Consider the following 21491-nt stretch of genomic DNA (forward strand, 5'->3'; position numbering starts at 1 on the left):
GTCTCCGAGATCCAGGAGTAGGGTGACAGTTATGGCGAGCATGACCAGCGACCGCATTCGCATCAAGCTGAAGGCGTACGACTACCGCATCCTGGACAAGGCTGTGGCGGAGATCGTGGATACCGCGCGCAACACGGGAGCCGCCATTGCCGGCCCCATTCCGCTGCCCACGAACATCCACAAGACGACCGTTCAGCGCAGCGTGCACATCGACAAGAAGTCCCGGGAGCAGTTCGAGCAGCGCGTCCACAAGCGCCTCCTCGACATCCTGGAGCCCACGCAGCAGACCGTCGACGCCCTGGGCAAGCTTTCGCTGCCCGCCGGCGTGGACGTTGAGATAAAACTCTAGCGAGGACGCCATGGCCACCAAACTCGGAATTCTGGGCCGCAAGCTCGGCATGACCCGCGTCTTCACCGAAGACGGCACGGTCACCGCCGTGACCGCCGTGAAGGCCGGCCCCTGTCCCATCCTTCAGATCAAGAACGACGAGAAGGACGGTTATACGGCTCTGCAGGTGGGCTTCGAGGAAGTCCCCGAGCAGCGTGTCACCAAGCCCCTCAAGGGGCACATGGCCAAGGCCGGCAAGGGCTGCTTCCGCACCCTGCAGGAGTTCCCCGTGGAGAACCTGGAGGGCTACGAAGTCGGCCAGGACCTGACCGTCGAGATGTTCGCCGCCGGCGAGAAGATCAAGGTCACCGGTACCTCCAAGGGCAAGGGCTTCCAGGGCGTCATGAAGCGCTTTCACTTCGGCGGCCTGCGCGACACGCACGGCACCGAGAAGGTGCACCGTTCGCCCGGCTCCATCGGCAACCGCACCCAGCCCGGCCGCGTCTTCAAGAACAAGAAGATGCCCGGCCACATGGGCGATCGCCGCGTGACCGTCAAGAACATCGAGATCTTCGAGGTCATTCCTGAGGAAAACGTCATCCTGGTCAAGGGCCAGGTGCCGGGTGCCAAGGGCGGCCTGGTGATGATCCGCAAGCAGGACTAGGCAGGTACGACAATGGCGAACGTGAAGATAGTCGATCAGAACAACGTCGAAGTCGGCAGCCTGGAGCTTGCCTCCGACGTCTTCGGAGTGGACGTCCGCCCCGAGATCCTCAACCTGGTGGTGCGTGCCCACCGCGCGTCTCTGCGCGCCGGAACGCACGCCACCAAGGCCAGGGGCGAGGTCAGCGGCGGCGGCAAGAAGCCGTGGAAGCAGAAGGGCACCGGTCGCGCCCGCGTGGGCTCGACCCGCAACCCTGTCTGGCGCGGCGGCGGCGTGGCCTTCGGCCCCAAGCCCCGTTCCTACGACTTCAAGGTCAACAAGAAGGTCCGGAGCCTGGCGCTGAAGATGGCGCTGACCTCCAAGGCCATCGGCGAGAAGCTGACCGTGGTTGACAAGCTGGAGCTGCCCGAGGTGAAGACCAAGCTCTTCGCCGACGTGGTCGGCAAGCTTGGCTTGAAAAAAGCCTTGATTGTTGTGGGCGGCCTTGATAAGAATCTCGCTCTTTCGGCCAGGAACCTGCCTCACATCAAAGTCCTCGAGGCCGACAAATTGAGCGTTTTGGACGTACTGACGTACCCGGAGCTGGTGATGCTCACGGACGCCGTCAAAAGCGTCGAGGAAAGGTTGAAGTAATGGACTACACCCAGATTCTCCTCCGGCCGGTCATTTCCGAGAAGGCTACCTTCGTGAAGGAAGAGGACGGGCAGGTGATCTTCTACGTCCACGACAAGGCGAACAAGATCGAGATCAGGAAGGCCGTCGAAGACGCCTTCAAGGTCAAGGTCACGGGCGTCAACGTGGTCCGCAGGAAGCCCATGCCCCGCACCAAGTTCGGCAAGGTGACGGGAAAGGTCCCCGGCTTCAAGAAAGCCTACGTCACGCTGGCCGAAGGCGATAAGATCGAATTGTTCGAAGGAGTGTAAGCGATGGCCGTGCGCAAGCTGAAGCCCACCTCCGCGGGCAGCCGTTTCCAGATGGTCTCCACGTTCGAGGAGGTCACCAAGACGGCTCCCGAAAAGTCCCTGGTCAAGGGCCTGCGGAAGAAGGCCGGTCGTAACTGCTACGGCCGCGTCACTTCCCGGCGCCGGGGAGGCGGGCACAAGAAGCTCTACCGTATCATCGATTTCAAGCGGAACAAGCTGGGCATCCCGGCCAAGGTCGCCGCTATCGAATACGATCCCAACCGCAGCGCCCGCATCGCCCTGCTGCACTATGCCGACGGCGAGAAGCGCTACATCCTGGCGCCCGTGGGCCTGAAGGTCGGCGATGCGCTGCTTTCCGGCGAGGGTGCCGACATCAAGCCCGGCAACGCGATGCAGCTCGGCCGCATCCCCACCGGCACCGTGGTCCACAATATCGAGCTGCAGCCCGGCCGCGGCGGCCAGTTCTGCCGCGCCGCCGGCACCTACGCCCAGCTCGTGGCCAAGGAAGGCAAGTATGCCCTCCTGCGCCTGCCCTCGGGCGAGATCCGCAACGTGCTCGCTGCCTGCATCGCGACCATCGGTCAGGTGGGCAACATCCAGCACGAGAACATCTCCCTGGGCAAGGCCGGCCGCAACCGCTGGCTGGGACAGCGTCCCAAGGTCCGCGGCGTGGCCATGAACCCGGTCGACCACCCGCTCGGTGGCGGCGAGGGCCGGTCCTCTGGCGGTCGTCATCCCTGCACCCCGTGGGGTAAGCCGACCAAGGGTTACAAGACCCGCAAGCCGAACAAGCCTTCGTCCAAGCTGATCGTGAAGCGGCGCGGCGAGAAATAGCAGGAGTAACTGGACATGCCCAGGTCACTGAAAAAGGGTCCCTTCGTGGACACCAGCCTGATCAACAAAGTGCAGAAGGCCAACGAGACCTCGGATCGCCGCGTGATCAAAACGTGGTCCAGGCGTTCCACCATCGTTCCGGAAATGGTCGGCCTGACCTTCGCCGTGCACAACGGCCGCAAGTTCATCCCGGTCTTCGTGACCGAGAACATGGTGGGGCACAAGCTGGGCGAATTCTCGCCGACGCGCACCTTCTTCGGCCACGCGGCCGACAAGAAGAGCAAGGCCGCGGGCAAGAAGTAGCCGAGGGAGATTATCGATGGAAGCCAAGGCCGTCGCCAAATACGTGCGAATCTCGCCCCGCAAGACCAGGCTGGTCGCGGACAACATCAAGGGGATGCCCGTGGAGGACGCGATGAACGTTCTCCGCTTCACCCCCAAGAAGGCCGCTCAGGAGCTGAACAAGGTCCTGAAGTCCGCCGTGGCCAATGCCGGCCAGCTGCCCGGCGTGGATGTGGACTCGCTCTATGTGAAGAGCGTCATTGTCAACGAGGGTCCCACCTGGAAGCGGATCATGCCCCGTGCTATGGGCCGCGCCTACCGTATCCTCAAGCGGACCAGCCACATCACCATCGTGGTGGACGAGAGCTAAGAGGTCGTCATGGGTCAGAAAGTACATCCCTACGGGTTCAGGCTCGGCTACAATAAGAACTGGCAGTCCCGCTGGTTCAGCAAGAAGGACTACCCCGCGTTCGTGCTCGAGGACGACAAGGTCCGGAAGTACGTGAAGAAGGAACTCTTCCACGCCGGCATCGCCAAGATCGAGCTTGAGCGCGCCGGCGGCAAGGTCCGCATCGTGGTCCACACGGCCCGTCCCGGTATCGTCATTGGCCGCAAGGGCGTCGAGATCGAGAAGATCCGCGAGAATCTGCGCAAGAAGTTCGGGCGCGAGTTCTCCATCGAGGTCATCGAGATCCGTCGCCCCGAGACCGACGCCCAGCTGGTGGCCGAGTCCATCGCCACCCAGCTCGAGCGCCGCGTTGCCTTCCGCCGCGCCATGAAGCGCACCGTGGGCATTGCCCGCAAGTTCGGCGCCGAAGGCATCAAGGTCGCCTGCGCCGGTCGTCTGGCCGGTGCCGAGATCGCCCGCAGCGAGTGGTATCGTGACGGCCGTGTGCCGCTGCAGACCCTGCGCGCGGATCTGGACTTCGGCTTCGCCGAGGCCCGCACGACCTACGGCGTGATCGGCGTGAAGGTCTGGATCTTTAAGGGTGAGATTTTGGACGAGGTGGAACAGTAATGCTTGCTCCCAAGAAACTGAAATTCCGCAAGCGGCAGAAGGGCCGGCTCAAGGGCCAGGCCCAGCGCGGCACCTCCGTCGCGTTCGGCGAGGTCGGTCTGAAGTGCCTCGAGCACGGCAAGATCACCGCCCAGCAGATCGAGGCCGCCCGTATCGCCATCTCCCGCCACGTCAAGCGCGGCGGCAAGGTGTGGATCCGCATCTTCCCCGATCATCCGATCACGGCGAAGCCCGCCGAAGTCCGTCAGGGCAAGGGCAAGGGCGCGCCGGTCGGCTGGGTGGCCCCGGTGCAGCCCGGCCGGATCATGTACGAGCTCGCCGGCGTCGAGCTCGAGGTGGCCAAGGAGGCGCTCACCCGCGCCGCCCACAAGCTGCCCGTGAAGACCGCCATTGTGGTCAAGGAGGCGATCTAACATGGACATGAAAGCCGTTCGCGAACTCGATTCCGCGGCGCGTGACGCGAAGCTGAACGAACTCCGTCAGGAGCTCTTCAACCTCCGCTTCCAGCACTCCACCGCGCAGCTCGAGAACACGCAGCGCCTGAAGGCCGTGAAGCAGAGCATCGCCCGCATCCTGACCGTGAAGAACGAAAAGCCCAAGGCGTAGGAGAGAAAGCTCGTGAGCGAGAACAATAGCAGCAAGCGCGTGCTCGTCGGCGAGGTGGTCAGCGACAAGAACGACAAGACCATTGTCGTGCGCGTCGAGACCCTGGTCAAGCACCCGCTGCTGGGCAAGTACATCCGTCGCCGCAACAAGTTCATGGCGCACGATCCCCAGAACGAGTGCGGAATCGGCGACAAGGTCCAGATCGTCGAGTCGCGGCCCCTGTCCGCCCGCAAGCGGTGGCAGCTTCTGAAGATCGTCGAAAAAGCTGTCTAAGCTTTTGCAATAAGGAAAACGGCAATGATCCAGGTTCAGACCCGACTCGACGTTGCGGACAATTCCGGCGCCAAGGAAGTCATGTGCATCAAGGTGCTCGGTGGCTCCCATCGTCGGTACGCCAGCGTCGGTGACATCATCGTGGTTTCGGTCAAGGACGCCATGCCCCACGCCAAGGTGAAGAAGGGCGACGTCATGTTCGCGGTGGTGGTTCGGACTACGAAGGAGATCGGTCGTCCTGACGGCACCTTCATCAAGTTCGACAACAACTCCGCCGTCATTTTGTCCAAGCAGTACGAGCCCGTCGGCACCCGCATCTTCGGGCCGGTGGCCAGAGAGCTTCGTGCAAAGAACTTCATGAAGATCGTTTCCCTGGCCCCCGAGGTCCTGTAAGCTCTGGGACCCGAAGAAGGAAGCGCGAGGAAAGCCATGGAAGCCAAGAACTATCGTGTCCGCAAGGACGACAAGGTCGAAGTCCTTGCCGGCAAGGACAAGGGCAAGGTCGGGAAAGTGCTGAAGGTCCTCAAAAAGAGGGACTGCGTCATCGTCGAGAAGGTGAACGTGGTCAAGCGGCACACCCGCGGCAATCCCTACAGCGGCCAGGCCGGCGGCATAGTCGAAAAGGAGGCCCCGATCCACATTTCCAATGTGGCCGTGGTCTGCGACGCCTGCGCCAAAGCCACCCGCGTCGGATACCGCTACACCGAAGACGGAACCAAGGTGCGCTTCTGCAAGAAGTGCAACGAGATCATCAAGGCGGGTTAGTACGATGACGCGCTTGGAAGAAATGTACAAGGAAAAGGTCGTTCCCGAGCTGACCAAGGAGTTCGGGTACAAGTCGACCATGCAGATCCCCAGGATCCGCTCGGTCCATCTCAACATCGGCCTGGGCGAGGCGAGCCAGAACCACAAGCTCATCGAAGAGGCTGTGGACGAGCTGACCCGCATCTCGGGCCAGAAGGCCGTGGTCACCAAGGCCAAGAAGTCCATCGCCTCCTTCAAGCTTCGCGAAGGTCAGCCCATCGGCTGCCGCGTGACGCTGCGCGGGGATCGCATGTGGGATTTTCTGGAGAAGCTCATCAACTTCTCCCTGCCCCGCGTTCGCGACTTCCGCGGCGTTCCGGACAAGGGCTTCGACGGCCGGGGCAATTTCACCCTGGGCGTGCGTGAGCACACGATTTTCCCCGAGATCAACGTCGATCAGGTGGAGCGTGTGAAGGGCATGAACATCACTATCGTCACGTCCGCGACCAGCGACAAGGAGTCCAAGCAGCTCCTGTCCCTGCTCGGCATGCCCTACAGGAAATAAGGAGTTACGCAATGGCCCGCACCTCTCTCATGGTCAAGGCGCGTCGCAAGCCCAAGTTTTCGGCCCGCGCGTACAACCGCTGTCCGATCTGTGGTCGCTCTCGCGCCTACCTGCGCCGCTACGGCATCTGCCGTATCTGCTTCAGGAACAAGGCCCTGCGCGGCGAGTTGCCTGGCGTGCGTAAGTCGAGCTGGTAGTCCGCAAGGTACCAGGAACGATCGAGGAGAATGAGCAATGGCTGTCTGTGATCCCGTGGCCGACATGCTGGCCCGCCTGCGCAACGCGCATCAGGGCCTCCACGCCCACGTCAACGTGCCGGTTTCCAAGATGAAGGCCGACCTCGCGCGCATCCTGAAGGAAGAAGGCTTCATCGCCGACTACGAAGTGGGCGAGCGCGATATGGTCATCACCCTGAAATATGCGGGCGGCAAGCCGGTCATCAACGGCGCCAAGAAGATCAGCACCCCCGGCCGTCGTGTCTACGTCGGCGTGGGTGACATCCCCCGCGTCCGCAACGGCCTGGGCATCTGTGTCCTGTCGACCTCCCGGGGCATTCTGGAAGGCAACAGGGCCGCCACCGAGAAGGTCGGCGGCGAGCTGCTCTGCGAAATCTGGTAAGAGGAATCGAGCCATGTCCCGAATCGGCAAGAAGCATATCGAGCTCCCCAGCGGAGTCGAAGTCAAGGTCGGCGACGAGGTCGTCGAGGTGAAGGGCCCCAAGGGCGCCCTCACGACCCCCCGGCACGCGAAGGTCGCGTACGCGGTCGAGGGCAATCAGGTCAACATCACCCGTGTTGACGAATCCCGTGCCGCCCGCGAGCAGCACGGTCTGCGCCGCACCCTGCTGGCCAACTGCGTCGAGGGTGTGACCAAGGGCTACCAGAAGGAGCTCGAGGTCGTGGGCGTGGGCTACAAGCTTCAGGTCCAGGGCAAGAGCGTGGTGCTCTCCGTGGGCTATTCCCATCCGGTCAACTTCCCCCTGCCTGCCGGTATTGAAGCCAAGGCCGAGGGCAACAAGCTGACCATCATGGGCATCGACAAGCAACTGGTCGGCGAGGTGGCTGCTCAGATTCGCCGCGTGCGTCCGCCCGAGCCCTTCAAGGGCAAGGGCATCAAGTACGCGAATGAGCATATCCGCCGCAAGGCCGGCAAGTCCGGCGGCAAGAAGTAACAGCCGCCGTAATGCCTGAGAAAGGAACAACGCCATGAAGCTGACCAAGGAAGAACGGCGCAAGCGCCGCAAGTTCCGGATCCGTAAGAAGATCTCCGGTTCGGTGGGCTGCCCGCGCCTGGTGGTCTTCCGCTCCAACAAGCACATCTACGCCCAGCTGGTGAACGACGAGACCGGCAAGACCCTCGTCTCCTCGTCCACCCTGTCCCTGAACAAGGGCGGTTCCACGCTGAAGCTGGACAAGGACGGCGCCACGAGCGTCGGCAAGGATGTGGCCGAGAAGGCCAAGGCCATGAACATCGAGGCCGTTGTCTTCGATCGTAACGGCTACAAGTACCACGGCCGCATCAAAGCGCTGGCCGATGGCGCTCGTGAAGCCGGACTGAAATTCTAAGGAGTGGAAGCCGTCATGGCCGAGACCAACGATACCGGACACATTGAAAAGATCGTCTATCTCAACCGCGTCGCCAAGGTCGTCAAGGGCGGTCGTCGGTTCAGCTTCAGCGCCCTGGTCGTCGTCGGTGACGGCAACGGGCACGTGGGCGTCGGACTGGGCAAGGCCAACGAGGTGCCCGAGGCCATTCGCAAGGCCTCTGACCGCGCCAAGAAGGAGATGATCGAGGTTCCTCTGATCGACGGCACCCTGCCGTACGAGATCCTCGGCATCTTCGGCGCCGCCACGGTGCTGCTCAAGCCCGCCAGCAAGGGTACCGGCATCATCGCCGGCGGCCCGGTGCGTGCGATCATGGAAGCCGCCGGCGTGCACGACATCCTGACCAAGGCCATCGGGACCAACAATCCCCATAACGTGCTCAAGGCCACCATGGCCGGCCTGGCCGAGATCACGAGCGCCGACGTGGTGTCCGACATCCGCGGCAAGGCGCTGTCCACCCCGCGGAAGTAAGGGAGCCGAGTCATGAAGATCATGAAGAAGCGCAGCACAATCGGCGCCACGCCCAAGCAGCGGAAGGTGCTCGAGGCCCTGGGCCTGCGCAAGATCCGTCAGGTCAAGGAAATGCCGGACAATGATGCCGTTCGCGGCATGGTGAAGCAGGTGGAGCACCTGGTGGAGGTTGTGGACTAATGCAGCTGCACGAACTGTATCCGTTCCCCGAGGAACGTCAGACCAGGAAGCGCGTCGGCCGCGGCAAGGGGTCCGGCCTGGGCAAGACTTCCGGCAAGGGCCACAAGGGCCAGCGCGCCCGCTCCGGCGGCGGCAAGAAGGCCGGCTTCGAAGGCGGCCAGATGCCCCTGCAGCGCCGCCTGCCCAAGCGCGGCTTCAAGAACCTGACCCGCGTCGAGTACGCGCCGGTCAACCTCGACACCCTGCTCGCGGCCTTCGAGGGCGTGAGCGAGATCACGGTCGAGGCGATCTACGAGAAGGGGCTTTGCGCCGAACGCCTTCCCGTGAAGGTGCTCGGACGTGGCGAGCTCTCCGCTGCGGTGACCATCGAGGCTCATCGCTTCAGCGGCAGCGCCAAGGAAAAGATCGAGAAGGCCGGCGGAACGGCCAAGGCCCTGGAAGCCTAAACCAGGACAGGGAAGGTACATGGCCTCTCTCGGAGTCGAGAATATCGGCAAGCTGCCGGAGCTGCGCAGGAAGCTGTTTTGGACCTTCGCGCTCCTGGCCTTCTACAGGGTCGGTATCCACATCCCGGTTCCCGGGGTGGATACCGCCGCCCTGTCGGAGTTCTTCAAGAGCGCCAGCAACACGCTCTTCGGGCTCTTTGACATGTTCTCCGGCGGCGGTCTGTCGCGGATCTCCATCTTCGCCCTGGGCATCATGCCCTACATCTCGGCCTCCATCATCATCCAGCTGCTCGGCGTGGTCAGTCCCGAACTGGCGCGCATGCAGAAGGAAGACGGGGCCCAGGGGCAGAAGAAGATCACACAGTACACCCGTTACGGCACCGTGCTCATCACCCTGGTCCAGGGCATGGGCATCGCCATCGGCCTGGAGAGCATGACCAGCCCCACGGGTATGCCCGTGGTCCTTGCTCCCGGATGGGCCTTCCGCTTCACCACGGTCCTGACCCTGACCGCAGGCACGATCCTGATCATGTGGATCGGCGAGCAGATTACGGAAAAGGGACTCGGCAACGGCATTTCGCTCATCATCTTCGCGGGTATCGTCGCCTCGCTGCCCCGTGCGTTGACGAACTCCTTCCGCCTCCTGTCCGCTGGCGAGCTGAGCCTCTTCGTGGCGCTCATCCTCGGCGCGATCATGCTCGGCGTGTTGGTGATCATCGTCTTCATCGAGCGCGGCCAGCGGCGCATACCCATCCAGTACGCCAAACGGCAGATGGGGCGGAAGATGTACGGCGGCCAGTCCTCGCACCTGCCGCTGCGCGTGAACACCGCGGGCGTCATTCCGCCGATCTTCGCCTCCTCGATCCTGATGTTCCCGGGCACCATCGCCCAGTTCTCCGGCGTGAAGTGGCTGCAGCAGGCCGCCACCTGGTTCACGCCCTCGTCGGTCCTGTACAACGTCGTCTTCGTGGGCCTCATCGTCTTCTTCTGCTACTTCTACACCGCGATCATCTTCGATCCGAGCCAGATCGCGGACAATCTGAAGAAGGGCGGCGGCTTCATTCCCGGTATCCGGCCCGGGGCGAAGACCAAGGAATACATCGACCGCGTGCTGGCGCGCATCACCCTGTGGGGCGCCCTGTACATCTCCGTGATCTGCGTCCTGCCGATGATCTTCATCACGCAGTTCAAGGTGCCTTTCTATTTCGGCGGCACGTCGCTTCTGATCGTCGTCGGCGTGGCCATGGATTTCATGGGCCAGCTTGAATCGCACCTCATTTCGCGCCAGTATCAGGGTCTGATGGACAAGGCCGGAAGGGTCAAGGGCAGGCGCTAGTAGTGAAGAAGTTCCGCGGCATCTTTATTAAGAACGCCGCTGAAATCGGGCTTATGCGCGAGGCCAACCGTATCGTGGCCCGCATCCTGGACGCGCTCGAACAGGCGGTCCGTCCGGGGATCACGACGATGTTCTTTGAAGATATCGCCCAGGAGAAATGCCGTGAGTTCGGGGTCAAACCCGCCTTCCAGGGATACCACGGCTTTCCCTACGCCCTGTGCTGCTCGGTGAACGAGGAGGTCGTCCACGGCTTCCCGTCCCAGCGGACGCTCGTCGAAGGAGACATCGTGAGCGTCGACATGGGCGTGGTCTACGAAGGGTTCTACGGCGATTCCGCCAGGACCTTTACAGTGGGCGAAGTTTCGGCTACAGCTAACGCCCTTCTCGAAATCACCCGGGAATCGCTTTACCGGGGGATCGAGCAGGCGAGGCCAGGCAACGAGCTGTACGACATCTCCCGCGCCGTCCAGGAATACGTGGAGGGCAGGGGATTCAGTGTCGTACGGCGTTTTGTCGGCCACGGCATAGGAAGGAGTCTGCACGAGAAGCCCGAGGTTCCGAACTTCGTGCCGTCGCGCTCGCCGTCCTTGCCGCTGAAGGCCGGGATGGTTCTGGCAATAGAGCCGATGGTCACTGTCGGCTCGCCCGAGGTGAAGGTACTGGACGACAATTGGACCGCTGTCACCAGGGATGGAAGTTTGTCGGCTCATTTCGAGCATACCGTCGTGGTGACGGGAGAAGGTCCTGAGATATTGAGCCTGTGATGCGGGCACAAGACGACAGGGAGACAAGGTCATGAAGGTGAGGCCGTCGGTCAAAAAGATTTGCCCCAAGTGCAAGATCATCAAACGCAAGGGCGTGCTGCGCGTCATTTGCGAAAACCCCAGGCACAAGCAGCGCCAGGGTTAAGAGAGGTAGCTCACGTGGCTCGTATCGCAGGAGTCGAACTGCCCAGGAACAAGCGGTTGGACATCGCTTTGACCTACATTTTCGGTATCGGTCGCACCACCGCGCTCAAGATCTGTGACGCCACCGGCGTCGAGTGGAACAAGAACGCCGATGACCTGACCAACGACGAGGTCAACATTCTCCGCAAGGAGATCGAGACCACGCACAAGGTCGAGGGCGATCTTCGCCGCGACGTGACCGGGAATATCAAGCGGCTGATGGAAATCGGCTGCTATCGTGGCCTGCGCCATCGCAAGGGTCTTCCCGTGCGCGGCCAGAGCACGCACGCCAACGCCCGCACCCGCAAGGGACCGCGTCCGAGCGTTGTCGGGCGCAAGAAGAAAGGCAAGTAGGCGTTTTTGCTTTCCGCGACGTTTCGCATAATTTCGACTTTGGAGTAGGGTCATGGCCAAAGCGCGCCGTGTGACGAAGAAGAAAGAAAAGAAGAACATCCCGACTGGCATCGCCCATATCCAGGCGTCCTTCAACAACACCATCATCACCTTCACCGACATGAGGGGCAACGTGGTGTCCTGGGCGTCCTCGGGCGGCAGCGGGTTCAAGGGGTCGCGCAAGTCGACTCCTTTCGCCGCGCAGATCGCCGCCGAGACTGCCGCCAAGAAGGCGCAGGAGAACGGTATGCGTTCCGTCGGCATCCTGGTCAAAGGCCCCGGCGCCGGCCGTGAAGCGGCCATGCGTGCCATCAACAACGCTGGCTTCAAGGTCACCTTCATTCGCGACGTGACGCCCATTCCCCACAACGGCTGCCGTCCGCCGAAGCGCCGCCGCGTTTAACCGAGGGAGGATTAAGAGTTGGCTCGCTATGATGGTCCCAAATGCCGGGTGTGCCGCCGCGAAGGTGGCAAGCTCTTTCTGAAGGGCGACCGCTGCTACACTGACAAGTGCGCTTACGAGCGCCGTCCGTACGTCCCCGGCCAGCACGGCCGTGGCCGCGGCAAGATGAGCGACTACGCCGTCATGCTGCGTGAGAAGCAGAAGGTCCGCCGCATGTATGGCGTGCTGGAGCACCAGTTCCGCCTGTATTTCCAGGAGGCCGACCGCCAGAAGGGCGTCACCGGTCACAACCTGCTGGCCCTGCTCGAGCAGCGGCTGGACAACGTTGTCTTCCGCATGGGCTTTGCAAACTCGCGCGACCAGGCCCGCCAGCTGGTGCGTCACGGCATCTTCACGCTCAACAACCGTCGCGTGAACATCCCGTCCATGCAGGTGAAGCCCGGCGACGTCCTTCTCGTGCGCGAGGAGTCCCGCAAGGTCCCCGTCATTCAGGAGGCCCAGCAGGTCATCGCCCGCCGCGGCTGCCCCGAGTGGCTCGAGGTCGATGGCGAGAACTTCAAGGGCACTGTGAAGGCTTCGCCGCGCCGCGAGGACATCCAGCACCCCATCAACGAACAGCTCATCGTCGAGTTGTACTCCAAGTAAGGGGACACCATGCTCATCCAGCAAGGCGACAAGCTTATCAACACCCGGAACTGGTCCGAACTGGTCAAGCCCGAACAGCTGGTCAAGGATACCAAGTCGGGCAACACCTACGGCAAGTTCGTGTGCGAGCCGCTGGAGCGGGGCTTTGGCACCACCATCGGCAACGCGCTGCGCCGCGTGCTGCTGTCGTCCCTTCAGGGCGCCGCCATCGTCTCCGCCCGCATCGAGGGCGTGCAGCACGAGTTCACGACCATCCCCGGCGTGATCGAGGATGTCACTGACATCGTGCTGAACCTCAAGATGGTCCGCCTGGCCATGGCCACCGAGGAGCCGCAGACCCTCGTCCTGCACGCCAACAAGAAGGGCCAGGTGACTGCCTCCGCGATCAAGGAGACGCACAACGTGCGTGTCCTGAACCCGGACCAGCACATCGCAACCCTGTCCGACGACGTGGAGTTCAAGGTCACGCTCGAGGTGCAGATGGGCAAGGGCTACGTTCCGGCCGAGATGCACGATCAGACCCAGGAGATCGGCCTGATCGCCCTGGACGCCAGCTTCTCCCCCGTGAAGAAGGTGGCCTACGCGGTGGAGCAGGCCCGTGTCGGTCAGATGACCAACTACGACAAGCTCATCCTCGAGGTCTGGACCGACGGTTCCGTGAGCCCCGAGGACGCCATCGCCTACAGCGCGAAGATCCTCAAGGACCAGCTCTCGATCTTCATCAACTTCGACGAGCAGACCAGCGAGGACGAGCGTTCGGGCCACGCGGGCTCGGGCGAGGAGAACGAGAACCTCTTCAAGTCCATCGACGAGCTCGAACTCTCCGTGCGCGCCACCAACTGCCTGAAGAGCGCCAACATCCGCTACGTGGGCGAACTGGTGCAGCGCGGTGAGAACGAGATGCTGAAGACCAAGAACTTCGGCCGCAAGTCGCTGGAGGAGATCCGCCGCGTCCTGGACAACATGGGCCTGGAATTCGGGGTCAAGATCGACAATTTCGAGGAAAAACTCCAGGAATGGCTGAAGAGGAAAGAGAACAATGAGGCATAAGAAGTCCGGAAAGAAACTCGGGATGCAGCCCTCCCACCGCAATGCCATGTTCCGGAACATGGCCCGTTCCCTGGTGATCCACGGTCGCATCCGCACCACCGTGATCCGCGCCAAGGAGCTGCGCAAGGTGGCCGACGGCCTCATCACCCTGGCGCTCAGGAACGACCTGCACGCCCGTCGCCAGGCCTACAAGGTCCTGGAGAACCACCAGCTGGTGCAGAAGCTCTTCGACGAGATCGGTCCCAAGTTCACCGGCGTGCCCGGCGGCTTCACCCGCATCGTCAAGCTCGGCGAGCCCCGCAAGGGCGACAACGCCCCCCTGGCGCTGATCGAGTTCGCCGCTCCCGAGGCTGCGCCCGAGGCCAAGAAGGCTGCCCCCAAGAAGGCCGCCGCCAGGAAGGCCCCCAAGGCCGAGGCAGCTCCTGAAGCTGCCGCCGAGGAGAAGCCCAAGAAGAAGGCCGCTCCCCGGAAGAAGGCCGCTGCCGCCGAGGCTCCCGCCGAGGCGTCCGAAGCCCCCGCCGAGGAGCCCAAGGCCGAGTAGCTGACATGTCCCGGCTCCGCGCGAGTCAGGATGGCAAATAGAAAAAAGGCAGGCTTCGGCCTGCCTTTTCTATTTTCTTATTTGCGATCTTGATGTATTCCATCAAGCTTATGGATATCAGGAGACTCGAAGCGTTCTGCAAGGTCTACGAGCTGGCGAGCTTTTCCAAGGCAGGTCAGGAACTTTTTCTCTCCCAGCCGACCATCAGCTCGCACATCTCGGTTCTGGAGGAGGAGCTCGGCGTTAAGCTCTTCGACCGCATGGGCAGGACAGTGCTGCCCACGCAGGCGGGGGAGCTCCTCTACGGCCACGTCAAGGAGGCCTTCCGCAGCCTGACCAGTGCCCGCGCGGAAATCCAGCTCCTCCTGGACAAGGTCGGCGGCGATCTGGTCGTCGGCGCGAGCACCATACCTGCCCACTACATCCTGCCCGAGCTTCTGCGGGGCTTCCTCGAGGCCTATCCCGAGGTCGCCGTGCACATGGAGGTCTCGGATTCAGGAGGGATCATCGAGCAGGTGGTGGACGGCCGCCTCATCTGCGGCATCGTCGGCGCCGCTGTGGAGCATCCCGACCTGCTCTTCGACAAGATCATGGACGACGACGTGGTGCTCATCGCTCCGCCCTCCCTGGCCCCCAAGGACGGACAGGCCGCCGCTCTGGACCAGCTGCGCGCCTGGCCCTGGATCATGCGCGAGCGGGGCTCGGGCACGCGCAAGGCGCTCGAGATCGCCTTGCAGCGCCAGGGGCTCGGGCTGTTCGAGCTGCGCGTGGCGGTCTCGGCCGTGAGCACCGAGGCCGTGATCCAGTGCGTGCGCCTCGGGCTCGGCGTCTCCGTGACCTCGCGCCTTGCCGCACGTCCCTTCCTCGAGCGCGGGGAGATCGTTTCCGTGCCCGTGACCGGACTGGACATGGCCAGGCAGTTCTGGCTCGTGCGCAACTCCAAGCGCAGCCTGATGCCCGCCTACCGCTATTTCGTCCGCCACGTCCTGGACACGGCCGCGCGCGGCACCCTCGGAGACGCCTCATGAGCCGCATCACGCTGGTCGACAAGGTCAAGGCCGCTGGTTGAGCCGCCAAGATTCCTCCCGGGGATCTGGAGGAAGTCCTGGCCATGCTCGGTCCCGCGCCTCTTGACGCGCGCATCCTGGTCGGCACCTCGGGCAACGAGGACGCCGCGATCATCGCCTTCCCGGGCGGCAAGGCCCTGGTGCAGACCCTCGACTTCTTCACGCCCATCGTCGACGATCCCTATTCCTTCGGCCAGATAGCAGCGGCCAACGCCCTGTCGGACGTCTACGCCATGGGTGGCGAGCCCCTGTCCGCCATGAACATCGTCTGCTTCCCGATCAAGACCCTGCCGCATGACGTGCTGGCCGACATCCTGCGCGGCGGCCGCGACAAGATCCTCGAGGCCGGGGCCGTGCTCGCGGGCGGACACAGCGTGGAGGACGACGAGATCAAGTACGGCCTGTCGGTCTCGGGCATCATCGATCCCGAGCGCGTGGCCACGAACAAGGGGCTTCGCCCGGGCGACCGCCTGGTGCTGACCAAGCCCCTCGGCACGGGCATCCTGGCGACCGGGCTCAAGGCCCGCTGGAGCGGGAGCGCGCGTTTCGAGGAGCTGCTCGTGCGCTGGGCCGCGCATCTGAACGCCGCGGGCGGGCGGGTCATCCGCGAGCTGGGGCTCAAGGCGGCCACGGACGTGACCGGCTTCGGCCTGGGCGGCCATCTCCTCGAGATGGCCCATGCATCGGGCGTGGCCGTGCGCCTCTTCGTCAGGGAGGTGCCCATGCTCGAGGAGGCGCTGGAGCTGGCCGCCATGGGCCTCGTCCCGATGGGCAGCCACGCCAACAGGAGCTTCTGTTCCACGGCCGTGCGCGTGGAGCAGGGCATAGAGCCCGTGCGCGCGGACCTCGTCTTCGACGCCCAGACCTCGGGCGGCCTGGTCCTGGCCGTGCCGGAGGAGCTTCTGCCGCGCGCCCTGTCCATGCTCGGCGAGGCAGGCGAGATGGCCGCTGTCATCGGCCAGGTCCTGCCTACTGACGATCTCCCCGCGCGTCTCGTTCTTTCCTGATCCTCCGCTCCTGGCCCTTCGGGCCCAGTCCAGGACAAAAGAAAGCCCGCTGGCCTCGGTTCGAGGCGGCGGGCATCATTTCGCGTGTTCTGCCGTCAGGCAGGCGCGCCGGGGTGCGTTTTCAGGTACCCCTCAGGCAGGCAACGTCAGACGGGCGCGGACGAAGGTGGCGGCTTCCTTGTGCAGCACGCCCAGGGGCTCTCCATGGGAGATGTGCATGCGCGCGGCTCCGACCAGGGTGGCGTAGATGATCGTCGCGGTGGCGTGGACGTCCTCGATGTTGATGGAGCCGTCGCGCTGCCCCCTGTCCAGTGCGTCCTCCAGGAGCTGGAGATAGCGCAGGTGCAGGAGCTTCAGGTCGGCATTGGGAAAGGCATCCACGTCCAGGGTGTCGTAGGCCGTATTCTTCAGCATGAGCTGAAATTCGTTGCGATGCGATTCCAAGGAGTCGAAGAACGTGTCCACGAAAGCGACTGCGGCCTGCAGGCCGTCCGGGCTCGGGCCCAGCCCCTTGAGCGTGGATTTGTAGAGCGAGTAGAGGATGCGCCAGGTGACGATGAAGAGCAGGTTTTCCTTGTTCTTGAAATGATAGATGATCGTCCCGCCGGCAACACCCGCGATCTTGGCGATTTCCGCCACCGGGGTGTTCTCGTATCCCTTCTCCGCGAACAACGTCTGTGCCGCGTCCACGATCGCCTTTATTTTGCCCATGCCTCACCTGGAGTCATCTCGGCCGGCGCAACGGCCGCCACGCCGGAAAGTAGGGTCCTTAACTAGGACCCTGGACAATATTTGTCAATTGCCGTCCGGGGTTGACGGTTCTTTGAACTCTACCCCCCGGCGCGGGCGGTGGGAATGATATTTATGCATCCGCGGGGATAGGCGTGCAAACGGGAATACGGCGGGCAAAAAAAACGGGAGGCGGCGCAGGGCCGCCTCCCGGTGTGGAGGGCGAAGGGAAGGGAGCCTAGAAGCCCAGCTCGTAGCTGTCCACGAGCGTCTGCACGCGGGCGCGCGAAGCGGCCAGGCGATCGCGCAGCTCGACCTTGTACTTGTCCATGTCGAGCGCCTTGCGGGCCACGCCGCTGTCCATGGCGGCCTTGGCCACGGCGGGGGCCTCCCACTCGATGACGCGCAGGTCGAGCGGCTTGGGGATGATGTAGTCGATGCCGAACTCCATCTCCGAGACGCCGTAGGCCTTCTTCACGTAGTCCGGGACCGGCTCCTTGGCCAGGTCGGCCAGGGCCCGGGCCGCCGCGACCTTCATCTCCTCGTTGATGGACGTGGACTCGCAGTCCAGCGCACCGCGGAAGATGAAGGGGAAGCCGAGCACGTTGTTGACCTGGTTGGGGAAGTCCGAGCGGCCCGTGGCCATGATGGCGTCCGGACGGGCGGTCTTGGCGTCGGGATAGGTGATCTCGGGGTCGGGGTTGGCGCAGGCGAAGATGATCGGGCTCTTGGCCATGGACTTGACCATCTCCGGCGTGACCATGCCGCCCACGGACAGGCCGAGGAAGCAGTCCGCCCCCTTCATGCCCGCGGCCAGGGAGGGCAGCGCCTTGTCCTGGGCGAAGTAGGCCTTCTGCGGGTTCAGGTCCGTGCGGCCCTTGTGGACGTGGCCGCGCGAGTCGAACATGTGGATGTTCTCGTGCTTCACGCCGAGCGCCTCGTAGAACTTGAGGCAGGCGATGGCCGCGGCGCCGGCGCCCGAGACCACGACCACGATGTCCTCGATCTTCTTGCCGCTGATCTCGAGGGCGTTCAACAGGCCCGCGCCGGAGATGATGGCCGTGCCGTGCTGGTCGTCGTGGAAGACCGGGATCTTCATCTCGCGCTTGAGCGTGGTCTCGATGTGGAAGCACTCGGGGGCCTTGATGTCCTCGAGGTTGATGCCGCCGAAGGTGGGCTCCAGCGCCTTGACCACGTCGATGAGACGGTCCGGGTCCTTGCAGTCGAGGTTGATGTCGAAGACGTCGATGTCTGCGAAGACCTTGAAGAGCACGCCCTTGCCTTCCATCACCGGCTTGCCCGCCAAGGGGCCGATGTTGCCGAGGCCGAGCACCGCCGTGCCGTTGGAGACCACGGCGATGAGGTTGCCCTTGGTGGTGTACTTGTAGACCAGGGAGGGATCCTTGTGGATCGCCATGCAGGCATGCGCGACACCGGGCGAATAGGCCAGCGTCAGATGCTTCTGGGTCAGGCACGGCTTGGTGGGAACGACTTCGATTTTTCCCTTGCGGCCGGCGCTGTGATAGGTGAGCGCCTCCTCGGGAGTGAACAGGGCCATCGGACACCTCCAGTTGGTGGGCGGGCGGGGAAAATTTCCCCCCCGCGCGGTTGGAAAGAGAGGACTGCACGCTACAAAAGCGCCCAAAAGATGTAAAGAGCATATGGCCGACGCCCAGGAAGGCAGGCCTTGCCTTGCTTCCCGGGTGGTCGTACATCTGCCTCACAGGGTGCTCGAGGGCAAATTGATCGGGCAACCAACCAAGGAGGGTCCAATGAGCGTTCTGGCGGAACTTTCGATATTCCCCGTCGGTCTCGGCGATAGCCTGTCCGAGCATGTGGCCGGGGCCGTGCGCATCATCCGCGAAAGCGGCCTGGCGCATGAATTCGGGCCCATGGGCACCTGCATCGAGGGCGAATGGGGCGAGGTCATGGACGTGGTCGGCCGCTGCCACGCGGCCATGCGCGAGCGCTCCGCGCGCGTCTACATGACGCTCAAGGTGGATTCGCGCGAGGGGCAGGCAGGCCGCCTGAGCTCCAAGATCGCCTCGGTCGAGGGCCATCTGGCGGCCAGGGAGAAGGGCGAATGAGGCGCTTCGACCTCTCGGTCTACCTGGTCACGGACCGCCCCCTGTGCCTCGGGCGGCAGCTCGTCGACGTGGTGGGCGAGGCCGTGGCCGGAGGCGTGACGCTCGTGCAGCTCAGGGAGAAGGACGCGCAGACGCGCGAGTTCGTGGAGCTCGCCAGGGCCGTGAAGGCCCTGCTCGATCCCTTCGGCGTGCCCCTGCTCATCAACGACCGCGTGGACGTGGCCCTGGCCTGCGGCGCGGCCGGAGTGCACGTGGGGCAGAAGGACATGAATCCCGCGGACGTGCGCGCCATCGTGCAGGGTACGCTCGGTCCCGACGCCGTCGTCGGACTCTCCGTGGAGAGCGAGGAGCTGGCCCTGGCGGCCCGCGACCTGCCCGTGGACTATCTCGGCGCCGGGCCGGTCTTCGCCACGACCACCAAGAAGGACGCCGCGCCGGTCATCGGGCTTGCCGGGCTTTCGCGCATCGTCGAGCTGGCCGGACGGCCGGTGGTGGGCATCGGCGCCATCGGCGCGGACAACGCCGCCGGCGTCATCCGGGCGGGCGCGGCAGGCGTGGCCGTGGTCTCGGCCGTGTGCTCCGCCCCCGCGCCGCGCGAGGCCGCAGCCAGGCTGGCCGACGTGGTGCGCGCGGCACGGGGCGTGCAAGGCTCGTAGCCCATGCGCGTCCTGCTCCTGAACCTCACCCGCTTCGGCGACCTGATCCAGAGCCAGCTCTGCATCTCGGGCCTGGCTTCGCAGGGCCACGAGGTCCATCTGGCCTGTCTGGAGAATTTCCGCGCGGCCGCCGGGCTGCTCGACGGCCTCTCAGGCGTCGCCGCGCTGCCGGGTTCGCGCCTTGTGGCCGGACCGGGCGCGGACTGGCGCCGGATGCTCTCCTCGTTCTGGGAGTGGGGCGAAGAGGTCCGGCGCAGCATGGCGCCCGAGCGCGTGGTGAACATCACCCCCTCGCTCGCCGGGCGCGTCCTGGCGCGGCATTTCGCGGCCGTCGGCGCCTTTGGCGCCGCTTCCGGAACATCGCCGGTCGAGCAGGTCGGGCTCTGCCTGGACGAGGAGGGCTTCAGCCTGGACACGAGCCCGTGGGCGGCCTTTCTGCAGACCGCGAGCAGGCATCGCGGCACGAGTCCCTTCAACGTGGCCGACATCTTCTGCCGCGTGGCCGGACTCGGCGCCGGGGAATGCCCTCCGGCCCTGCGCCTGGCCGGTCCGGACGCCGCGAACCGCGCCCGGGTGGATGCGCTCCTAGCGGAACTCGAGGCCACGGTCCTGTCAGGCCTGCCCGAGACTCCCGGCAAGGCTCCGGGCGGGCTGGTGGCCCTGCAGCTCGGCGCGAGCGAGGAGAGGCGACGCTGGCCGCTGGAATATTTTGCCTGCCTGGGCCGCCTGCTCTGGGAAAAATGCGCCGCCCTGCCGGTGCTCCTGGGCGGGCCCGGCGAGCAGCGGCTGGCCGAGCGCTATGCCGCGCAGGCCGACCACCCGCACATCTCCCTGGTGGGCCGCACGTCGCTTCCCGAGCTGGCCGCCGTGCTCACGCGCGCACGCCTCCTGGTGACCAACGACACGGGCACCATGCACCTGGCCGCCGGGCTCTCCACGCCCGTGCTGGCGGTCTTCCTGTGCACCGCCCAGCCCTGGGACACCGGCCCCTACCTCGAGGGAGCGCTCTGCCTCGAGCCGGACATGGACTGCCACCCCTGCGCCTTCGGCGCGCCCTGCGCGCGCGGCGAGGCCTGCCGCAAGGCCATAGGGCCCGAGGGCGTGTTCGCCGCGGCCGCGGCGTGCCTTGCCGGGCAGGGATGGGGAGACGCCGCGCCGTGCGGCTCCCGAGCCTTCGTGGCGGGACGCGACGCCTGGGGGTATCTCGGGCTCACGCGCCTGGGCGAGCACGCGCCGGACGACCGCCAGGCGTGGCTTCTGGTGCAGCGCGCCTTCTATCGTCAGTTCCTTGACGGGGTGGACTCCCCGGACCTTTCCGGCCTGCCGCCGCTTTCAGGGACGGCCCGGGCCGAGCTCGCCGCGCCCTTGGCAGAGGCCTCCGGCCTGATCACGCTGCTCTCGAGCCAGGGCACGCTTTTGCTGCGCGACCCGCTGCCCGCCTTCAAGACCAAGTTCCTGGCCTCCTGGCAGCGCCTGACCGCGCGCCTGCAGGCCGATCCCCGCCTGGCTCCCCTCGGCTGGCTGCTGGCCACCCAGGGCGAGGAGCGCGGGGACAACCTCGCGGACATACTGTCCCTTATCCGCCGTTTCCAGGCGGGGCTGGCCGCACTGGCCGGGCTCTGCGCCTCCAGTGCCGATTAACGGCACGCTTCTTGAATATTTTCCCGGCAGGAAAAAGCCACCCCCACGGAG

The 21491-nt window shown here is 64.5% G+C and carries 36 protein-coding genes; 34 read left to right on the forward strand and 2 right to left on the reverse strand.

The window, feature by feature from the left end:
- Window positions 1–31 precede the first annotated feature (31 nt).
- The 31 genes from rpsJ to selD all read left to right on the forward strand — a co-directional run bounded on the left by rpsJ (window position 32) and on the right by selD (window position 16327).
- A complete protein-coding gene (rpsJ, locus tag DSX2_RS06735) occupies window positions 32–349 on the forward strand; it encodes a 30S ribosomal protein S10 (RefSeq protein WP_020880416.1) in 318 nt (105 codons plus the stop codon).
- Window positions 350–359: 10 nt separating this feature from the next.
- Window positions 360–992: a 50S ribosomal protein L3 gene (gene rplC / locus DSX2_RS06740; protein WP_020880417.1), complete on the forward strand. Its 633-nt coding sequence runs from the start codon at window positions 360–362 to the stop codon at window positions 990–992.
- Window positions 993–1004: 12 nt separating this feature from the next.
- Window positions 1005–1625 carry a 50S ribosomal protein L4 gene (gene rplD, locus DSX2_RS06745; protein WP_020880418.1) on the forward strand — a complete coding sequence of 207 codons (621 nt, stop codon included), beginning with the start codon at window positions 1005–1007 and terminating at the stop codon, window positions 1623–1625.
- On the forward strand, window positions 1625–1915 hold the full coding sequence (rplW, locus tag DSX2_RS06750) for a 50S ribosomal protein L23 (RefSeq protein WP_020880419.1): 291 nt from the start codon (window positions 1625–1627) through the stop codon (window positions 1913–1915). The genes rplD and rplW overlap by 1 nt, the downstream gene beginning before the upstream one ends.
- Before the next feature lie 3 nt (window positions 1916–1918).
- Complete coding sequence (gene rplB, locus DSX2_RS06755) at window positions 1919–2749, forward strand: 50S ribosomal protein L2 (RefSeq protein ID WP_020880420.1); 831 nt, start codon at window positions 1919–1921, stop codon at window positions 2747–2749.
- Window positions 2750–2764: 15 nt separating this feature from the next.
- Window positions 2765–3052 carry a 30S ribosomal protein S19 gene (rpsS, locus tag DSX2_RS06760; protein WP_020880421.1) on the forward strand — a complete coding sequence of 96 codons (288 nt, stop codon included), beginning with the start codon at window positions 2765–2767 and terminating at the stop codon, window positions 3050–3052.
- A 16-nt stretch (window positions 3053–3068) separates the two neighbouring features.
- Window positions 3069–3401 (forward strand): 50S ribosomal protein L22, encoded by a 333-nt coding sequence (rplV, locus tag DSX2_RS06765; protein ID WP_020880422.1) that lies wholly within the window; start codon window positions 3069–3071, stop codon window positions 3399–3401.
- Window positions 3402–3410: 9 nt separating this feature from the next.
- Window positions 3411–4049 carry a 30S ribosomal protein S3 gene (gene rpsC / locus DSX2_RS06770; RefSeq protein ID WP_020880423.1) on the forward strand — a complete coding sequence of 213 codons (639 nt, stop codon included), beginning with the start codon at window positions 3411–3413 and terminating at the stop codon, window positions 4047–4049.
- Window positions 4049–4462, forward strand: a complete 414-nt coding sequence (gene rplP / locus DSX2_RS06775; RefSeq protein ID WP_020880424.1) for a 50S ribosomal protein L16 — start codon at window positions 4049–4051, stop codon at window positions 4460–4462. Before rpsC ends, rplP begins: the two co-directional genes overlap by 1 nt.
- 1 nt (window position 4463) lies before the next feature.
- Window positions 4464–4655 (forward strand): 50S ribosomal protein L29, encoded by a 192-nt coding sequence (gene rpmC, locus DSX2_RS06780; protein ID WP_020880425.1) that lies wholly within the window; start codon window positions 4464–4466, stop codon window positions 4653–4655.
- Between the two features lie 12 nt (window positions 4656–4667).
- Window positions 4668–4928 carry a 30S ribosomal protein S17 gene (gene rpsQ / locus DSX2_RS06785; protein WP_020880426.1) on the forward strand — a complete coding sequence of 87 codons (261 nt, stop codon included), beginning with the start codon at window positions 4668–4670 and terminating at the stop codon, window positions 4926–4928.
- A 24-nt stretch (window positions 4929–4952) separates the two neighbouring features.
- Window positions 4953–5321, forward strand: coding sequence for a 50S ribosomal protein L14 (gene rplN, locus DSX2_RS06790; RefSeq protein WP_020880427.1), 369 nt, complete (start codon window positions 4953–4955; stop codon window positions 5319–5321).
- A gap of 36 nt (window positions 5322–5357) precedes the next feature.
- A complete protein-coding gene (rplX, locus tag DSX2_RS06795; RefSeq protein ID WP_020880428.1) occupies window positions 5358–5693 on the forward strand; it encodes a 50S ribosomal protein L24 in 336 nt (111 codons plus the stop codon).
- 4 nt (window positions 5694–5697) lie between these two features.
- Entirely contained in the window at window positions 5698–6237 is a 540-nt protein-coding gene (gene rplE / locus DSX2_RS06800; protein WP_020880429.1) for a 50S ribosomal protein L5, read from the forward strand.
- 11 nt (window positions 6238–6248) lie between these two features.
- Window positions 6249–6434, forward strand: a complete 186-nt coding sequence (locus tag DSX2_RS06805; RefSeq protein ID WP_020880430.1) for a type Z 30S ribosomal protein S14 — start codon at window positions 6249–6251, stop codon at window positions 6432–6434.
- Window positions 6435–6471: 37 nt separating this feature from the next.
- Window positions 6472–6855, forward strand: a complete 384-nt coding sequence (rpsH, locus tag DSX2_RS06810) for a 30S ribosomal protein S8 (RefSeq protein ID WP_020880431.1) — start codon at window positions 6472–6474, stop codon at window positions 6853–6855.
- 13 nt (window positions 6856–6868) lie between these two features.
- Entirely contained in the window at window positions 6869–7408 is a 540-nt protein-coding gene (rplF, locus tag DSX2_RS06815; RefSeq protein WP_020880432.1) for a 50S ribosomal protein L6, read from the forward strand.
- A gap of 34 nt (window positions 7409–7442) precedes the next feature.
- On the forward strand, window positions 7443–7802 hold the full coding sequence (gene rplR / locus DSX2_RS06820) for a 50S ribosomal protein L18 (RefSeq protein WP_020880433.1): 360 nt from the start codon (window positions 7443–7445) through the stop codon (window positions 7800–7802).
- 15 nt (window positions 7803–7817) lie between these two features.
- Complete coding sequence (rpsE, locus tag DSX2_RS06825) at window positions 7818–8312, forward strand: 30S ribosomal protein S5 (protein ID WP_020880434.1); 495 nt, start codon at window positions 7818–7820, stop codon at window positions 8310–8312.
- Between the two features lie 12 nt (window positions 8313–8324).
- Window positions 8325–8492 carry a 50S ribosomal protein L30 gene (gene rpmD / locus DSX2_RS06830; protein ID WP_020880435.1) on the forward strand — a complete coding sequence of 56 codons (168 nt, stop codon included), beginning with the start codon at window positions 8325–8327 and terminating at the stop codon, window positions 8490–8492.
- Window positions 8492–8938: a 50S ribosomal protein L15 gene (gene rplO, locus DSX2_RS06835; protein WP_020880436.1), complete on the forward strand. Its 447-nt coding sequence runs from the start codon at window positions 8492–8494 to the stop codon at window positions 8936–8938. The genes rpmD and rplO overlap by 1 nt, the downstream gene beginning before the upstream one ends.
- A 19-nt stretch (window positions 8939–8957) precedes the next feature.
- Entirely contained in the window at window positions 8958–10274 is a 1317-nt protein-coding gene (gene secY, locus DSX2_RS06840) for a preprotein translocase subunit SecY (RefSeq protein ID WP_020880437.1), read from the forward strand.
- A 2-nt stretch (window positions 10275–10276) separates the two neighbouring features.
- Window positions 10277–11038 carry a type I methionyl aminopeptidase gene (gene map / locus DSX2_RS06845; protein WP_020880438.1) on the forward strand — a complete coding sequence of 254 codons (762 nt, stop codon included), beginning with the start codon at window positions 10277–10279 and terminating at the stop codon, window positions 11036–11038.
- A gap of 31 nt (window positions 11039–11069) precedes the next feature.
- Window positions 11070–11183, forward strand: coding sequence for a 50S ribosomal protein L36 (gene rpmJ, locus DSX2_RS06850; protein WP_020880439.1), 114 nt, complete (start codon window positions 11070–11072; stop codon window positions 11181–11183).
- 14 nt (window positions 11184–11197) lie between these two features.
- Window positions 11198–11575 (forward strand): 30S ribosomal protein S13, encoded by a 378-nt coding sequence (gene rpsM, locus DSX2_RS06855; RefSeq protein WP_020880440.1) that lies wholly within the window; start codon window positions 11198–11200, stop codon window positions 11573–11575.
- A gap of 52 nt (window positions 11576–11627) precedes the next feature.
- Complete coding sequence (gene rpsK, locus DSX2_RS06860) at window positions 11628–12017, forward strand: 30S ribosomal protein S11 (RefSeq protein ID WP_020880441.1); 390 nt, start codon at window positions 11628–11630, stop codon at window positions 12015–12017.
- 18 nt (window positions 12018–12035) lie between these two features.
- Entirely contained in the window at window positions 12036–12662 is a 627-nt protein-coding gene (rpsD, locus tag DSX2_RS06865; protein ID WP_020880442.1) for a 30S ribosomal protein S4, read from the forward strand.
- A 9-nt stretch (window positions 12663–12671) separates the two neighbouring features.
- Window positions 12672–13712, forward strand: coding sequence for a DNA-directed RNA polymerase subunit alpha (locus DSX2_RS06870; RefSeq protein ID WP_020880443.1), 1041 nt, complete (start codon window positions 12672–12674; stop codon window positions 13710–13712).
- Window positions 13702–14253, forward strand: coding sequence for a 50S ribosomal protein L17 (gene rplQ / locus DSX2_RS06875; RefSeq protein ID WP_020880444.1), 552 nt, complete (start codon window positions 13702–13704; stop codon window positions 14251–14253). Before DSX2_RS06870 ends, rplQ begins: the two co-directional genes overlap by 11 nt.
- A gap of 110 nt (window positions 14254–14363) precedes the next feature.
- Window positions 14364–15281 (forward strand): selenium metabolism-associated LysR family transcriptional regulator, encoded by a 918-nt coding sequence (locus DSX2_RS06880; protein WP_052014720.1) that lies wholly within the window; start codon window positions 14364–14366, stop codon window positions 15279–15281.
- Window positions 15278–16327: a selenide, water dikinase SelD gene (gene selD, locus DSX2_RS06885; RefSeq protein WP_084486514.1), complete on the forward strand. Its 1050-nt coding sequence runs from the start codon at window positions 15278–15280 to the stop codon at window positions 16325–16327. The genes DSX2_RS06880 and selD overlap by 4 nt, the downstream gene beginning before the upstream one ends.
- Window positions 16328–16459: 132 nt before the next feature.
- On the opposite strand, the gene DSX2_RS06890 is transcribed toward selD, so the two are convergent.
- Window positions 16460–17038: a TetR/AcrR family transcriptional regulator gene (locus tag DSX2_RS06890; protein ID WP_020880447.1), complete on the reverse strand. Its 579-nt coding sequence runs from the start codon at window positions 17036–17038 to the stop codon at window positions 16460–16462.
- 256 nt (window positions 17039–17294) lie between these two features.
- A complete protein-coding gene (locus DSX2_RS06895) occupies window positions 17295–18614 on the reverse strand; it encodes a malic enzyme-like NAD(P)-binding protein (protein ID WP_020880448.1) in 1320 nt (439 codons plus the stop codon).
- A gap of 214 nt (window positions 18615–18828) precedes the next feature.
- Here DSX2_RS06895 and DSX2_RS06900 point away from each other — a divergent pair, with 214 nt between their 5' ends.
- From DSX2_RS06900 to DSX2_RS06910, 3 genes are read left to right on the forward strand one after another with little or no spacing between them, the layout of a single operon-like run.
- Complete coding sequence (locus tag DSX2_RS06900) at window positions 18829–19143, forward strand: MTH1187 family thiamine-binding protein (protein WP_020880449.1); 315 nt, start codon at window positions 18829–18831, stop codon at window positions 19141–19143.
- Window positions 19140–19799, forward strand: a complete 660-nt coding sequence (gene thiE, locus DSX2_RS06905) for a thiamine phosphate synthase (RefSeq protein WP_020880450.1) — start codon at window positions 19140–19142, stop codon at window positions 19797–19799. The genes DSX2_RS06900 and thiE overlap by 4 nt, the downstream gene beginning before the upstream one ends.
- A 3-nt stretch (window positions 19800–19802) precedes the next feature.
- Window positions 19803–21440 carry a glycosyltransferase family 9 protein gene (locus DSX2_RS06910; RefSeq protein ID WP_020880451.1) on the forward strand — a complete coding sequence of 546 codons (1638 nt, stop codon included), beginning with the start codon at window positions 19803–19805 and terminating at the stop codon, window positions 21438–21440.
- Window positions 21441–21491 lie beyond the last annotated feature (51 nt).

Origin of the sequence: Desulfovibrio sp. X2, from assembly GCF_000422205.1 — a bacterium.
In the GTDB taxonomy this organism is placed as follows: domain Bacteria; phylum Desulfobacterota; class Desulfovibrionia; order Desulfovibrionales; family Desulfovibrionaceae; genus Alkalidesulfovibrio.